Source organism: Bacillus sp. PAMC28748 (assembly GCF_014250415.1).
Lineage (GTDB): Bacteria > Bacillota > Bacilli > Bacillales > Bacillaceae > Bacillus > Bacillus licheniformis.
In genome coordinates this window covers 2,872,655-2,888,125 of the sequence record NZ_CP060192.1, presented here as the reverse complement: position 1 = coordinate 2,888,125, position 15,471 = coordinate 2,872,655, and the positions used below count along the sequence as shown (strand labels likewise).

12 protein-coding genes are annotated in these 15,471 nt (G+C 47.0%); 3 read left to right on the top strand and 9 right to left on the bottom strand.

Annotation, left to right across the window (positions count from 1 at the left end):
- From ctaE to cyoE, 4 genes are all read right to left on the bottom strand, one after another.
- Nucleotides 1-624 (bottom strand): cytochrome c oxidase subunit III, encoded by a 624-nt coding sequence (ctaE, locus tag H7F26_RS14870; protein ID WP_003181484.1) that lies wholly within the window; start codon nt 622-624, stop codon nt 1-3.
- On the bottom strand, nt 624-2,492 hold the full coding sequence (gene ctaD, locus H7F26_RS14865) for a cytochrome c oxidase subunit I (protein ID WP_009328562.1): 1,869 nt from the start codon (nt 2,490-2,492) through the stop codon (nt 624-626). The genes ctaE and ctaD overlap by 1 nt, the downstream gene beginning before the upstream one ends.
- A gap of 32 nt (nt 2,493-2,524) precedes the next feature.
- Nucleotides 2,525-3,592, bottom strand: coding sequence for a cytochrome c oxidase subunit II (gene coxB / locus H7F26_RS14860; RefSeq protein ID WP_017474828.1), 1,068 nt, complete (start codon nt 3,590-3,592; stop codon nt 2,525-2,527).
- A gap of 277 nt (nt 3,593-3,869) precedes the next feature.
- Nucleotides 3,870-4,796, bottom strand: coding sequence for a heme o synthase (gene cyoE, locus H7F26_RS14855; RefSeq protein WP_017474829.1), 927 nt, complete (start codon nt 4,794-4,796; stop codon nt 3,870-3,872).
- 401 nt (nt 4,797-5,197) lie between these two features.
- Here cyoE and H7F26_RS14850 point away from each other — a divergent pair, with 401 nt between their 5' ends.
- Nucleotides 5,198-6,106, top strand: coding sequence for a COX15/CtaA family protein (locus H7F26_RS14850; RefSeq protein ID WP_003181473.1), 909 nt, complete (start codon nt 5,198-5,200; stop codon nt 6,104-6,106).
- Nucleotides 6,107-6,187: 81 nt separating this feature from the next.
- Here H7F26_RS14850 and pyc read toward each other — a convergent pair whose 3' ends face one another.
- From pyc to glsA, 4 genes are all read right to left on the bottom strand, one after another.
- Entirely contained in the window at nt 6,188-9,631 is a 3,444-nt protein-coding gene (pyc, locus tag H7F26_RS14845; RefSeq protein WP_009328564.1) for a pyruvate carboxylase, read from the bottom strand.
- A 78-nt stretch (nt 9,632-9,709) separates the two neighbouring features.
- Nucleotides 9,710-10,921: an FtsW/RodA/SpoVE family cell cycle protein gene (locus H7F26_RS14840; RefSeq protein ID WP_016885781.1), complete on the bottom strand. Its 1,212-nt coding sequence runs from the start codon at nt 10,919-10,921 to the stop codon at nt 9,710-9,712.
- A 330-nt stretch (nt 10,922-11,251) separates the two neighbouring features.
- Nucleotides 11,252-11,533, bottom strand: coding sequence for an Fpa/YlaN family protein (locus H7F26_RS14835; RefSeq protein ID WP_003181465.1), 282 nt, complete (start codon nt 11,531-11,533; stop codon nt 11,252-11,254).
- 132 nt (nt 11,534-11,665) lie between these two features.
- A complete protein-coding gene (gene glsA / locus H7F26_RS14830; protein ID WP_003181464.1) occupies nt 11,666-12,595 on the bottom strand; it encodes a glutaminase A in 930 nt (309 codons plus the stop codon).
- A 118-nt stretch (nt 12,596-12,713) separates the two neighbouring features.
- Between glsA and H7F26_RS14825 the strand changes: the two genes are divergently transcribed.
- The gene (locus H7F26_RS14825; RefSeq protein ID WP_003181462.1) at nt 12,714-13,196 is read left to right on the top strand and encodes a hypothetical protein; all 483 of its coding nucleotides are present in this window, start codon (nt 12,714-12,716) and stop codon (nt 13,194-13,196) included.
- 143 nt (nt 13,197-13,339) lie between these two features.
- On the opposite strand, the gene H7F26_RS14820 is transcribed toward H7F26_RS14825, so the two are convergent.
- Nucleotides 13,340-14,668: a PhoH family protein gene (locus H7F26_RS14820; RefSeq protein ID WP_003181460.1), complete on the bottom strand. Its 1,329-nt coding sequence runs from the start codon at nt 14,666-14,668 to the stop codon at nt 13,340-13,342.
- Nucleotides 14,669-14,823: 155 nt separating this feature from the next.
- On the opposite strand from H7F26_RS14820, the gene H7F26_RS14815 reads away from it, so the two are divergent.
- Nucleotides 14,824-15,438, top strand: coding sequence for a YhcN/YlaJ family sporulation lipoprotein (locus tag H7F26_RS14815; protein ID WP_003181458.1), 615 nt, complete (start codon nt 14,824-14,826; stop codon nt 15,436-15,438).
- Nucleotides 15,439-15,471: the final 33 nt, after the last annotated feature.

Below are 15,471 nucleotides of genomic sequence, written 5' to 3'. Positions count from 1 at the left end.
TTATCCCACCATCCCCATCAAGTATACAACGGTAAAGATAAACACCCAGACAACGTCGATAAAATGCCAGTAGAGGCTTGCGACAAAAAACTTCGGCGCGTTGTAAAGGCTTAATCCGCGGCCCGCATTTCTGATCATCAAAGAAAGAATCCAGAGAAGCCCGAAGGTAACGTGTGCTCCGTGTGTGCCGACAAGCGTATAAAAAGCGGAGCCGAGAGCCGAGCTTTGAATGGTGAACCCATATTCGTGAATGTAATGCGTGAACTCATATATTTCAAGCGCCAGAAAGCCTGCACCGAGCAGAACGGTGATTCCGAGCCAAACCTGCATCTTTTTAAAAGCGAAGTTTTTCATATGATACATCGCATACACGCTCGTCAAACTGCTCGTCAAAAGGAGCATTGTCGCAAGAAAGACCAGCCCCATGTCGAACATCTCGGTCGTTTTCGGCCCCCCTGCATTCGAATTCTTCAGCGCAAGGTATGTTGCGAAGAGAGACGCGAAAAGAACCGTCTCTCCCCCGAGAAATAGCCAAAAGCCGATAAATTTATTTTTTCCTTCTAACGTAGCTTTTTCAGGAGAAGCCGGGAAGGTTTCAGCCGTCAATTTCTCTTCTGTATGCATTATGCCTTCACCCCTTTGTCGTCATCATCCATCAGATCTTCTTTATGAATATGGTACCCGTGGTCATCAATTACAGACCGGAGAAGCATCATAAATAACGTGATCCCTAACCCGATCAGAATGACAGGCAGCCCCCAGGCAAATTCCGTCCGGTACATAAAGCCGAAGGCGGATATAAACAGCCCGAGTGACATGATGAACGGAAGAATCGATCCGTTTGGCATATGGATGTCCTGAAGCGGCTCCGCGGCGGTCATTGACTGCTTGCCGGCTCTTTTTTCGATCCATAAAGCATCAAGGCCTCTGACCAAAGGCAGCTGTTTGAAGTTGTATTCAGGAGGCGGCGAAGAAACGGCCCACTCAAGCGTTCTTCCGTCATGCCAAGGATCGCTGCCGACTTTTTCCCCTTTGGCAGTCGTCACGATAATATTGATCACGAGTATGATGACCGCAGCCGCCATAAACACAGCTCCGATTGAACTGATCAGGTTCGCCATGTCAAATCCCTGATTCGGCAAGTATGTGAACACGCGTCTCGGCATTCCCCACAATCCGAGCCAATGCTGGATGAAGAACGTCAGGTGGAACCCGATGAAAAAGAGTACAAACGTTATTTTGCCCAACGCTTCGCTCAGCATTTTCCCGAACATTTTCGGCCACCAGTAATGAGCTCCGGCGAGGATGGCGAACACCACTCCGCCAATGATGACGTAATGGAAGTGGGCCACGACAAAGTACGTGTCATGGAACTGATAGTCAGCCGGTGCGGCAGCAAGCATGACGCCTGTCACCCCGCCCATAACAAACGTCGGGATAAAGGATATCGCGTAAAGCATCGGCGTTGTAAACTTGATGCTCCCGCCCCACGCCGTGAGCAGCCAGTTGAAGATTTTAATACCAGTCGGGACGGCAATGGCCATCGTCGCCACCGCAAAAATGGCGTTTGCCACAGGCCCGAGTCCCGTTGTAAACATATGGTGAGCCCAAACCATGAAGCCTAAAAAGCCGATCAATACGGTTGCAAATACCATTGAAGAATAGCCGAACAGCCTTTTTCTCGCAAAAACCGGAATGATTTCCGAAAAAATGCCGAACGCCGGGAGTACGAGAATATAAACTTCAGGGTGTCCGAAAATCCAGAACAGATGCTCCCAAATGATCGTATTTCCGCCTAATTCCGGATTGAAAAAGCTCGTTCCGAACAACCGGTCCAGCATCAAGAGCGCAATGCCTACGGTCAGCGGCGGAAACGCGAACAAAATCAAAGCCGAAGCGACGAATGTCGTCCATGTGAAAAGCGGCAGCCTCATGTATGTCATGCCCGGCGCCCTCATGTTGATGATCGTCGCGAGAAAGTTAATCCCGGCAATCAGCGTACCGATCCCGGCAATTTGCAGACCGAGAACATAGAAATCGATCCCGTGCCCTTCGGAATGAAGGGAAAGCGACGCATAAGACGTCCAGCCGGCATCGGGTGCCCCTCCCAAAAACCAGCTTAAATTCAGAAAGATGCCGCCGAAAAGAAACAGCCAGAAGCCGAGCGAGTTCAAGAATGGAAACGCGACATCCCGCGCGCCTATCTGCAGCGGAACGACGGCGTTCATCAATGCGAACAACAGCGGCATCGCCGCCAGGAAAATCATCGTTGTGCCGTGCATCGTCATGATTTCATTGTAGACCCCGCCGCTCATGATGTCATTGTTCGGTATCATCAGCTGAACCCTGATCAGCATCGCTTCGATTCCGCCGAGCACAAAGAAGAACCCGCCGCCCAGCAAATAAAGGATGGCGATCTTTTTATGATCGACAGTCGTTAAATAGTCCCATAATACAGCCCCAAAACCTTGCTTTTTCTTAAGCGTACTCACAATGTAACCTCCCTCATTCTCCCTTTGAAGCGTTAGTCTTCGGTTTTTAACCCCTTTAAATATTCAGTCAGTGCATCAAGTTCCTTCTCGCTCAAATCAGGGTATGTGCCGGTCATTTTGTTGCCCGGTTTTATGCTTTCAGGATCCTTGAGCCACGCTTTCAAGTTTTCATCGTTGAATTCCTTCACGCCGGCGATCGTCGACCTGTCTCCAAAAGTCGCGAGGTTCGGAGCCGTTCTGGCCGCTTCCGCCCTTTGGTCTTTTGAATCGGTCGCATGACAGCTCAGGCAGTTTTTCTCTTTGAACACCTTTTCTCCTTCAACAGCGAGATCGGTTTTCGCTTCCGCTTTATTGTTTTCCATATCGCTCATCCATTTCTTGAACTCATCCTTCGAAACCGCTTTAACTTTAAAGTCCATTAAAGCGTGGGAAGGTCCGCAGAGCTCGGCGCATTTCCCGTAGAAATAGTCTCCGGCTTTTTCCGCCCGTTTTGAATCAATCGTTAAGTAGAACTTGTTTTCATTGTCTGTGTTCGTATCAACCTTGCCCCCGACAGAAGGAATCCAGAATGAATGTTTGACATCGGAAGCTTTCAGCTTGAAGTAAATGCGTTCATCGGTCGGCACGACCAGCTCCTGGCTCGTAATCACGCCGTAGTCAGGATATTCGAATTCCCACCAGTAAAGGTTCGCCCGCACGTTGACGACGAGCGTCTTCTCCGGATCCCTGTTTTTCTTATCCATCGGTTTCGTATCAGCAAGATCAAAGGTCTGTGCGACAACAGGAACAACCAGGATAAGAAGGAGGATAATCGGAATAACAGTCCATAAAATTTCTAAATTGCGGTTTCCTTCAACCTGTTTCGGGATGTGGTCATCACCGAGCTTAGATCTTCTGTACTTGACGATGACAAATACGAAAATGAAACTTACCACTACTACAACAACAACCATGATCAGCGTGCTGAGAATCATTAGGAAATACTGCTGATCAGCCACCTCGCCCACCGGCTGCAGCGTTGATATAAACGGTTCTCCGCACCCTGCTAAAACAAGCGCCAAAATAGTGAACAGCGACATCAGACGCCATTTCTTTAACATTTCTTCCCAACCCCTTTTCAATCAATCCTTTTGAAACTTTCACTGTTCAAACGTTTATAGGACACCTATTCATTCATCTGACTCCCCACTCCAATTAAAGCACTTACATTTCCTCATTTCGTAAATAATGAGGTTTTTTACTCAAAATACCATCTATGTATGAACGTAAAGCCGCCTTGTTAAACATAATCGAAAAAATCGATAAGGCGGCTTTTACATGATTGTTGTCTGCTTGAAGTGTTAATTGACAGCCTTCAATGTGATGAATTATAGAGTTCTATCCAATTTTAAAAAGTGTAAATACGACCATGGCAACGAAGAAAATGGTCAAGTAATTTAATGAATATACAAACATGAGCGTTGCCCACTTCATGATATTTTTGCTTCTGTAACCGACCAGACCGCAAACGAGCCAGCCGATATTAAGCACCGTCCCCAAAATGACGATCGGCAGTCCGAGTCCGCCCAGGAAAAACGGCAGCGGCATTAAGCAGGCAATCCAAATGATGATCTGCCTTTTCGTCACTTCAAAACCGTGTACAACAGGCAGCATCGGTATATTTGCGGCTCTGTATTCCTCCGTTTTCTTAATCGCAAGCGCCAGAAAGTGGGGAATCTGCCAAATAAACATAATTAAAAACAGCACCCACGCCTCGACTCCGATGGAACCTTGGACAGCGGTCCATCCGATCAAAGGTGGAACAGCCCCTGACACACTTCCGATGATCGTATTAACGGTATAGCGGCGCTTTGACCACATCGTGTATAGAAACACGTACGTAAAGACGCCGACAAATCCTACTGCGGCAGCTGTCAGATTGGTCATCAGCAGCATGATAAAACCGAGCGCAGTCAGCAGAATGCCGAACCACAATGCCTGTGAAGGCTGGATTTTTCCAGTCACCGTCGGCCTTGTTCTCGTCCGCTGCATGAGCTGGTCAATATCACGGTCATAAAAGTTGTTGATGACGCATGAGCCTGCAATAATAAGCGAGGACCCCGCTAAAGTGAACAGCACGATATCAAGGTTTCCTAGAAAGCTCAGATTTGAAAAGTAAAAAGCGAGCCACATGCCCGTAAAAGTTGTTATCAGGTTCGAGTAAACAATCCCGACTTTGATAAGGGCGAGGAAATTTTTCCATGCTGTCGTCTCTTCTATTTGTCCATTCATTGCTGTATCAGCTGTAATTCTTGTTTCAGCCATAATACTAACCCCCCTTACTCAAACCTTCATCACGTCAAGAGAAGCGGTATATTCATAAAAAACCTACAACTCTATCATACAAGATTACCGGATGGAAAAAAACAGCCTATTAAATATTAATCGACAAACCGGTTTATATTTGTGAACTTTTTATGACTTTCTTTACAGATGAAGGAAAAGTTGTGAACAAGAGCGGAAAACCACTGTCATTCTAATATAGTTCTATCAAACGAAGCCACAATTATCAAGTCTTCAAAACCAATAAAAATGTGAACGCCTTCTATTGCATTTTTGTGAACAATAATCATTATGAATTGCAGCAGAACATCAATTCGCTTACACTTGAAGGTGGTAAATATCTTTTTATTAGTCAGTTTGCATTAAAAAGGAGAATTGAATTTATGAATAAAGCATTAAAAGGCTTGGGAATTATCACAACTATCGCCATGCTTTTCGTGCTGATCGGCGGCGCCCTCGTCACAAAGACGGGTTCAGGAATGGGCTGCGGCAGATCTTGGCCGCTTTGCAACGGAAGCATATTCCCGGCTTTAACCCTTGAATCGATTATCGAATGGAGCCACAGGTTTGTCAGCGGCACATCCGGCGTCCTTGTGCTGGCTCTCGCCATTTGGACATGGAAAAAAATCGGCCATATCAGAGAAACGAAATTTCTCGCGGTGATGTCGGTCGTCTTTCTCATTCTTCAGGCGCTTTTGGGCGCTGCAGCGGTCGTCTTCGGGTCATCGGCCCTGATCATGGCTTTGCACTTCGGAATCTCGCTTATTTCCTTTGCTTCTGTGCTGCTTTTGACGCTCCTGGTGTTTGAAGCTGACAGCAAACAGAAATCCGAATCGTTTTATATAGGAAAAACCATGCAGTTTCATATGATAGGAATCATTATATACACATATGTCGTCGTTTATACAGGCGCATATGTCCGGCATACGAGTTCAAGCCTCGCGTGCCTTGACTTTCCGATGTGCAGCACGGAAAACGGCTGGCTTCCCGGGAAGTTTCACGAATGGGTGCAGATGGGACACAGAGCTGCGGCGCTTCTTCTGTTCGCCTGGATCATCGCGGCAGCGGTACATGCAGCAAGACAGTATAAAAATCAAAAACGCATTTATTGGGGCTGGATGATTTCCCTGATCCTGATCATCCTTCAGGCTGCCTCAGGAATTGCGGTTGTCTACAGCAGACTGGATTTGGGTTTTGCACTCGCCCACGCATTCTTTATTTCCTGCCTGTTCGGAATCCTTTGCTACTTCCTGCTGCTTGTTGCGCGCTATCGCAGGCAGGTGCAAAAATAAAAATAAACGGTTGATCCTCCGCCTTTTGCGGGGGATTTTTTCATAAAAAGAGGCCGCCGACAAAAGTCAGCGGCCGCGCTTTTATTTTTTCAGTTCAATGAGAAGGTCGCCGGTTTGAATGGCTTCTCCGTTTGTAACGTGAATGTTTTCAACAGTTCCTGAAAACGGAGCCTGAACGGTCGTTTCCATTTTCATCGCTTCATTGATCATCAAATGATCGCCCTTCTTCACTTGGTCCCCTTTGCTTACAAGAAGCTTGATTACCGTTCCCGGCATAGATGCCGCGATATGATTCGGGTTTGAACGGTCGGCTTTCACCTTTTGATGAACGGACGATTTAATGCTTTCGTCTTTAATGACCACTTCGCGAGGCTGGCCGTTCAGTTCAAAATAAACGACTCTCGTCGCATCCGGACGCGGTTCCCCGATAGAGACAAGTTTGACGATCAGCGTTTTCCCTCTTTCAATCTCGACCTCGATTTCTTCGCCGAGGGTCATGCCGTAGAGGAAGGTTGGTGTATCAAGCACAGAGATATCCCCGTACAGTTCCGCTGTCTTGACATACTCGGTAAACACTTTCGGATAAAGCGCATATGCAACAGCATCCTGGTCGGAAAGCTCCATACCATGCTTTTCCAAGAATTCCGCTTTTATAGCGTCAAATGAAACCGGTTCAAGCAGTTCTCCAGGGCGTACTGTAATCGGCTCCTGCCCTTTTAAAATCAGCTTTTGCAATTTCTCAGGGAATCCGCCGTGAGGCTGACCGATATACCCTTTAAAAAGCTCGACAACCGAGTCAGGAAAATCGAGAGATTCTCCCCTTTCGTAAATATCATCTTCCGTCAGGTTATTTTGCACCATGTAAAGCGCCATATCCCCGACGACTTTAGATGACGGCGTAACCTTTACGATGTCCCCGAACAGGTGGTTGACCCGGCTGTACATTTCTTTCACTTCATTCCAGCGGTCGCCGAGGCCGACTCCCTTAGCCTGCTGCTGAAGGTTGCTGTATTGGCCGCCAGGCATTTCATGCTTGTAAATTTCGGTATGAGGCGCAATCATGCCGCTCTCAAACTCGCTGTAATATTTTCTGACAGACTCCCAATATTGAGACAACGACTCTACCGCATCGACATTGAACTGCGGACGGCGTTTATCTCCTTCAAGCGCATGGTAAAGCGAGCTTGCGCTTGGCTGTGATGTCAGACCCGCCATCGAGCTGACCGCTACGTCGACGATGTCGACGCCTGCTTCTATCGCCTTCGCATACATAAAAATACCGTTGCCGCTCGTGTCGTGTGTATGCAAGTGGATCGGAATGTCGATCGTCTCTTTCAAAGCCGACACCAGTTCGTATGCCGCTTGAGGTCTCAGCAGGCCGGCCATATCTTTAATGCCGAGAATATGCGCCCCCGCAGCTTCAAGCTCTTTTGCCATTGACGTATAATATTCAAGATTATACTTGCTTCTGTTCGGATCGAGAATGTCCCCTGTATAGCAGATCGCCGCTTCGGCAAGCTTGCCTGACTCGCGCACTGCATCAATGGCGAGCGTCATCCCTTTAACCCAGTTCAAGCTGTCAAAAATGCGGAATACATCGATTCCGGCCGCAGCCGATTCGCTGACGAACTTTTTAATCAGGTTGTCAGGGTAGTTTGTATACCCGACGGCATTCGAAGATCTCAAAAGCATTTGAAACATCGTATTCGGAATTTCCTTCCGCAGCTCCTCGAGCCTTTTCCACGGATCTTCTTTCAAGAAACGGTAAGCGACATCAAATGTGGCGCCGCCCCACATTTCAAGACTGAAAAGCTCTGGCCAGAGCGCAGCCGTCGGATTGGCGATTTTTTTCAGGTCATGCGTTCTGACTCTTGTCGCAAGCAATGACTGATGGGCGTCGCGGAACGTCGTATCAGTGAGGAGCACTTCCTCTTGATCTTTCACCCATTTGACGAGCCCTTCGGCTCCGCGTTCATCAAGAATCTGTTTTGTTCCGCTTGCGATTGGCTGATCGACATCTGTTTTGACGATCTGCGGCTTATCAAACTCGGGCTTCTTCTTTTTATCGATGCCCGGGAAGCCGTTGACCGTTACGTTCCCGATATATGTCAGCATTTTCGTTCCGCGGTCTCTCTGCTTAGGAAAGACAAAAAGTTCTGGCGTTGTATCGATAAAAGACGTGTCGTATTGCCCTGTAAGAAACTTTTCGTGTTTCGCCACATTTTCAAGGAAAGGAATGTTCGTTTTGATTCCCCTGATCCTGAATTCCTGAAGGTTGCGGACCATTTTGGCTGCCGCCTGTTCAAACGTCAGCGCCCAAGTTGAAAGCTTAACAAGCAGCGAATCGTAATAAGGCGTAATGACAGCGCCCTGAAAACTGTTTCCGGTATCAAGCCTCACCCCGAAACCGCCGCCTGAGCGATATGCCATGATTTTGCCTGTGTCAGGCATGAAATTGTTTGACGGATCTTCAGTCGTAACCCTTGACTGGATCGCATATCCGTGCAGCGTGATCGCATCCTGGTTCGGAATGCTGATTTCGCTGCTGTCCAGACTGAGACCGGCAGCGATCAGGATTTGCGTCTGAACGATATCGACGCCCGTTACCATTTCCGTAATGGTATGCTCCACCTGAACACGCGGGTTCACTTCAATAAAGAAAAACTCATCGTTCGCAACTAAAAATTCGACTGTACCGGCATTGACATATTCAACATTCTTCGCAAGCTTAACGGCAGCATCGCAAATCTTTTCCCGGAGGGATTCAGAAAGCGAAACGCTCGGCGCCACTTCGATGACCTTTTGATGACGCCTTTGCACAGAGCAGTCGCGGTCGTAAAGGTGAACCACGTTCCCTTCTTTATCTCCGATGACTTGAACTTCAATGTGCTTCGGCTTTTCAATCAGCTTTTCGACATAAACTTCATCATTGCCAAAGGCCGCTTTCGCCTCTGATTTCGCCCTATTATAGGACTCCTCCAGCTCCGATTCGTCCCTGACGATCCGCATGCCGCGCCCGCCGCCGCCAAGCGACGCTTTAATGATAAACGGATATCCGAACTTTTCCGCAAATTGTTTCACTTCCGCTATATCCGCCACTGGTCCGTCGCTCCCCGGTATGACCGGAATTCCAGCTTTTTCAGCTTGTTCGCGGGCTTTTACTTTGTCTCCAAACATATCGAGGTGCTCGGAGGTCGGTCCGATAAAGATGATGCCTTCCTCTTCACACCGCTTAGCAAACTGAATGTTTTCCGACAGGAAGCCGTAGCCTGGATGGATGGCATCCACATGGTTGCGTTTTGCAATCTCGATGATGCCTTCAATATCAAGATAAGCGTCAATCGGCTTTTTCCCTTCGCCGACCAGGTATGCTTCATCGGCTTTGTATCTGTGGTAAGATCCGCTGTCTTCTTTAGAATAGATCGCTACCGTACGGATATTCAGTTCTGTGCAGGCCCGAAATACGCGGATAGCGATTTCCCCTCTGTTTGCAACAAGAACTTTTTGAATAGACTGTTGTGACATGTCGTTCCCCCTCATCCGCTGTTATAAGTATGTATCTATTCTAAATGAATCGGATGGTCATTGTACACGCTTAGTTTTTTAAAAATTTATACTTTTTTTATATTGATTTTCTTTCGCTTTTGTAGTATTGACAGGCTGTTTTCGTTTGAACCGATCAAAATATTCATTAAACATGCTGATGTTCACCAATATCCCCGCGCTTGCCATCAGCAGAATGAGCGATGACCCTCCGTAGCTGATAAACGGAAGCGTCACCCCTGTCAAAGGAATCAAGCCGGATATGCCGCCCAGGTTCACGAAAGACTGGATGGCGATCATGCTCGATATGCCGATCGCGAGCAGGCTTCCAAACGGATCATCGCATTTCCTCGCTATATAAAACCCTTTTAAAACGATGAAAGAAAGCAGCAGCACGACAAAAAGGACACCGAAAATACCGAGCTCCTCGGCGATGATCGCCATAATAAAATCGGTGTGCGTTTCAGGCAGATACCCATACTTCTGGACGCTCTCGCCGAGGCCCAGGCCGAACAGTCCCCCGGAACCGATCGCCAAGTAGGAGTTGACGACTTGAAAGCCCGAATCTCCCGCATCTTTAAACGGGTTTTGATAGCTTTCAAACCGCTTCATCCGTCCTTCTGTTAAAATGCTGTCCCAGTTGAAATAAATGAGCGGGCTGACGAGCACAAGGACAATCCCGGCCAAAAGCACGAGCTTTAACAGCGTTTTGCCGCTGAATCCCGAGCACAAAATGATGCACAATGCGATTAAAGCGATGATAAAGGCCGTTCCCACATCCGGCTGAGCAGCGACCAAGGCGCAAATGAAGAGCGTGATGATCGCAGGAGGGGCGATTCCGGCTCCCAAGTTGTCAATATAGCTTTGCTTTTTGGCGTAGACGGAAGAAAGATACAAGATGACGGTCAGCTTGACAAACTCCCCCGGCTGGATGCCGTAATTCGAAACCCTGAACCAGCTTTGGGCATTCCCGGCCACATGTCCGACAACAAACAGCCCGAACAAAGCGACGACGGAAATGAGCAGCAAAAACTTTTGGAATTTTTGATTGGCAAAAGCCTTATACGGAAAAAGCGCCGCGCATAAAAATATGACGGTTCCGAGCGCCAAAAACATCAGCTGCCTGTCAAAAAAGTAGCTGCTGTTTTGTCCGTACCTTGTCACGGCCGTGATCATGCTTGAACTGTACACCATGACGAGCCCGAACCCGCACAGCAGGAATACAGCGAAGATTAATGAATAATCATAGGATTTGAGCATTCTTTTTATCATATTATCCTCTTCCTTACTTGCCTTCAAAATGTGTTTGTGGTAGTTCCTTCGTTATTTTACTACACTTTCTTAAAAAGCACGAAAGATACCCTTTTCATAAGACTTCGAATCTCCTCAGAAAGAAAAGTCCGTCTGTTCCAAGACTGCCATTCTATTTTTTTATCGGCAAATCATGCGTCTTCGTTTATTCGGCGTGAACAGCGGCCATTCCTTCATCAACTGGCGTTTTCTTTCTCATTCCATAATAAAAAAAGCCTGCCGGCAGTTTGTTTCTATCGAAACGTCGTCGACAAGCTGACTCAGACAGAAAGATTCTTCTGAGGTGTTCATTTATTTTTTTGTAAATGCATCATGTAATGCAGACAATTCACGCTCCAGCCTGTAAAGCAGTTCTTTACCCTCTTCTTCATCCACTAATCCAAGGCGGACAGCAAAATCAATTTCTCTAGAGAGTCCGAACATTTGTGTATCTAAAACCTCTTCATAAAGAGGACATTGAGGCATCGTTAAGTTGTCCATTTGCACTTGAATCAGCTTTAAGATTTTATCAGCATCACGTTTTAACAGAGCAAGTGCTTTTTCACGATGGTCGACTACAATCTCAGACGCCAAAAGTATCCCTCCGTTCCCCAGGCGAGTACCTAATTCTTCTATTTATGATAAAGCCTCAGCCGAAAAAAAGCAAGCTATTTCTGTCCTTTCGCCGTATTTCAAAGACTCGCTTTTTAAGCTTCCGCTAACGTTTTAAAAAATGCTTAAGCTGTAATTCGCAGATAATAGCTCTAAAAGCCGGATTCCGGCAATGCTGTTTCCCTTTTCATCGAGCGAAGGCCCGAAGATGCCGATGCCGAAACGGTATGGGGATAGCCCCATGATGCCCCCTGAAACCCCGCTTTTGGCGGGAATTCCGATTTTGATTGCGAATTCGCCGCTGGCATTATACATTCCGCATGTCACCATAAATGTCTTGCAAATTCTCGCGATATCCTTCGGTATGATTTGTTCTCCCGTTTCGGGATGCTTGCCGTTCAAAGCAAAAACAGAGCCGATTTTTGCCAGGTCCAGGCTGTTCATTTCAATGGCGCACTGTTTTGTATAAACATCCATAACATCCTCAACCTCAGCCTGAAAAATGCCGTGCTCTTTCATGTAATAGCACATCGCCCTGTTGACCATCGAGGTTTCAAATTCAGATTCGGCGACCTTCCCGCAAACGGTAATGCTCCGGTTGTTTGCAAGTTTTTTAATAAAATCAAGCAGTCTCCCGATCTTATCAGCGTTCGTCTCTCCTTTAATCATGCTTGTGACCACCAATGCTCCTGCGTTTATCATCGGATTCAGCGGCTTCCCCGGGTTGACGGTTTCAAGCTTGATGATGGAGTTAAACGGATCGCCAGTCGGCTCTTGTCCTACGTAATGAAACACTTTTTCCGGTCCGTGATCGATCAGAACGAGGGCAAGCGACAATACTTTTGATATGCTTTGCAGAGTGAATGCTTTTTCCACATCCCCCGCTGATATACAAGTCCCGTCGGTAAAGTAGACCGCCGCCGATAAATCGTCCTCCGATAATTCGGCCAAAGCCGGTATGTAAGATGCAACCTTTCCTTTGTCCGTCACTTTTTTCGCTTCTGTGACAAAATATTCGAGCTCCTCATTATGCCGGCAATTCAAGTTTTTTCCCTCCATCCGAGCGTCATTGCTGTTATCTTTCCCGGAGAGGGCTTTTGTTATGAGAAGTGACAATTCGAAAGAAAGCGCTTATAATTTTTTGTGAGGGAGTGGTAGAGACATGAGCATTGTAACGATCACAGGAAATGTAAAGTATCCGATTACGCTCGATCCGAGCGTCTGGATTTTTGATGACCGAAAATTCGATCTCGAGCAGTTCTTTTCACATTTCGGAGAGGTACAGGATGAAGATGACGACCTTGTGATTGACCGGGAACGGCAAATCAGAGAAGGTGCTGTATCGCCGCCGACGCTGAAATCAGAGAAAAAGTATGAAAAGGAAAAATTGCTTGACGGCACTTTCGGAATCAAGCTTGAGCCTTTTTTGAAAAACGCGGAGGTGTCAGGCTCCGCCGTCAAATGCCTCTTCAAAACGGAAGGTGAAGACGTTTCCGTTCCAATTGAAGAAGCGGGCGGCATGATTCTCTGCTTCAGCAACAAAGGCAAGCCGCTTGGCGAAGACGGGCCTGTACACGTTTATTTTCCCGACGGTTCTAACAAGATGAATCCTGTGAAACGAGTAAAAGAAATTCACATTATTTAAAGCGGCAACACTGTAACGGGTGCGCCGGAGGCGGGGAAAAAACTCCGCCTCTTCTTTTCCCGGCCGGGTTTTCGGCTTTTGCAGACGACCCGGCCGGCGTGCCATGCAAGTTGAAACCCGGGTTAAAAGCCCGGTTTTTTTATTTACAGCAGGTCTGCTGCAAGCCTTGCAAGCCGGGAGCGCTCTCCTTTTAAAAGCTTCACGTTTCCGGAAATTTTTTGATCTTTAAAGCGCTCTACTACATAGGCCAGGCCGTTGTTCATCGCATCCAAATAAGGATGATCGATCTGTTCGGTATCTCCCATCAATACGATTTTGCTGCCTTCCCCGACGCGTGTCAGAAGCGTTTTGACTTCATGCTTGGTCAGATTTTGGGCCTCATCAATGATGATGAATTGGTCGGGAATGCTTCTGCCCCTTATATAAGTAAGGGCTTCGACTTGAATGGAGCCCATCCCCGCCAAAATATCATCAAGTTCCCCCGGTTTTTTTGCATTGAACAAGTATTCCAGGTTATCAAAAATAGGCTGGACCCACGGTCGAAGTTTTTCTTCTTTTTCACCCGGAAGATAGCCGAGATCTTTTCCGACAGGAACGATCGGCCTTGTGACAACAAGTTTTTTAAAATTCCCCAGATCCTCTGTCTGCAGCAATCCGGCTGCCAGCGCAAGCAGTGTTTTTCCTGTGCCGGCTTTTCCGATCAGGGTGACAAGCGGAATATCTTGTCTTAATAGAAGTTCCAACGCCATCGTCTGCTGTACGTTTCGGGAACGGATGCCCCAAACCTGCTCCTGGTCAAAAACAAGCTTTTTAACGGCTTTTCCGCTTTGATCTACGATTCCAACCGCAGAAGATGATCCGCCGAGCGCGTCCTTCATGACGACAAACTGGTTCGGACACAGCGGCTCCTCGCTGATTTCGTCAAGCTGCAAATAATGATGTTCAAAAAATGAATTCATCTGATCCGAGCGAATGTACACGTCCGTATAACCGCTGTATATATCATCATTGTCGACAACCCTGTCGTGCAAAAAATCCTCTGACATCAACCCGATGGCATCGGCTTTGACGCGGATCAGCATATCTTTGCTGACAAGAATAACCGGTCTGCCGCCTTCTTTCGTTTCTTCTTCAAGGCTGAGGTTTTTCGCTACGGCTAAAATCCGGTTGTCGCTAGTTTTTTCGATAAAGATTTCCTGAAGCTGCTGAAAAGAGCGATGGTTAAGCTCGATTCTCAAGCTTCCTCCGTTAGGGAGAGGAACATTTTCATACAGCTTTCCTTTTAAACGCAAATCATCTATCAATTTAGATACGCGCCTTGCATTCCTCCCAATTTCATCCATGTAACGTTTCTTTGAATCGACTTCCTCCAATACGACAGCCGGGATGACGACCTCGTTATCTTCAAAAGAAAAGATTGAATTCGGATCCTGCAATAACACATTCGTATCTAGCACATAAATTTTACTCAATCTTCCGCCTCCTGATCAGGATTTTTAGCCTTTTATTTTCATTTGGGTTAAAAGCTGATGGAGCGCCCGCTAAAATATATGTTTTTGTGAATAAAGATAGAAGGTTAATTCAACAATAAAAATTAATGAAAGCATTTTTAAGGAGGCAACCTCAAGTGCGAATCTTTTTTTTGATCCTAATTCAAACCGTTATGCTGCTTTCAGCCTGCGGCATTCAAAATAATGCCCGAAATGAAGCAAATGAGCTTCCCGGCAACAGACCGATTCATGTAAAAAACAGCGCCCAGGAGCCGGTGAACCGCGAAGACGGACAAGCCATCTCACGGCGCCTTGTAAAGATCACCGAAAGCGTTCCGGGTGTCAATGATGCGACCGCCGTCGTGCTAGGCAGGCTCTCCGTCGTCGGAATTGATGTGAAAGACAATTTGGAACGCAGCAAAGTCGAATCCATTAAGTATTCGGTCGCTGAAGCTCTGCAGAATGACCCTTATGGAGCAAACGCCGCCGTTGTCGCGGATCCCGACACTGTAAACCGCCTGCGGGCAATGGGCAGAGAAATTCAAGCGGGACGTCCTGTCAAAGGGATTCTCGATGAGCTGGCAGCCATTGTCGGGCGCGTCCTTCCTGAAGTGCCGAACGACGCAACAGACAACCAGCAAACAAATCCTACAAAATCCAACAACGACCAGCTGAATGAGAGAAACCAAAAACAACTCGAAAAGAAGCAGAATAATCAATCGAACAAACATATGAAAAATCGGCAGCAATAACTTTAAAAAAGCCTGTGCCACTGTTTTCTTGAC

What these genes read in the sequence shown, in the direction of transcription:
- ctaE (WP_003181484.1), bottom strand. Translation starts at nt 624, where the DNA reads ATGCATACAGAAGAGAAATTGACGGCTGAAACCTTCCCGGCTTCTCCT.
- coxB (WP_017474828.1), bottom strand. Translation starts at nt 3,592, where the DNA reads ATGTTAAAGAAATGGCGTCTGATGTCGCTGTTCACTATTTTGGCGCTT.
- cyoE (WP_017474829.1), bottom strand. Translation starts at nt 4,796, where the DNA reads ATGGCTGAAACAAGAATTACAGCTGATACAGCAATGAATGGACAAATA.
- H7F26_RS14850 (WP_003181473.1), top strand. Translation starts at nt 5,198, where the DNA reads ATGAATAAAGCATTAAAAGGCTTGGGAATTATCACAACTATCGCCATG.
- pyc (WP_009328564.1), bottom strand. Translation starts at nt 9,631, where the DNA reads ATGTCACAACAGTCTATTCAAAAAGTTCTTGTTGCAAACAGAGGGGAA.
- H7F26_RS14840 (WP_016885781.1), bottom strand. Translation starts at nt 10,921, where the DNA reads ATGATAAAAAGAATGCTCAAATCCTATGATTATTCATTAATCTTCGCT.
- H7F26_RS14825 (WP_003181462.1), top strand. Translation starts at nt 12,714, where the DNA reads ATGAGCATTGTAACGATCACAGGAAATGTAAAGTATCCGATTACGCTC.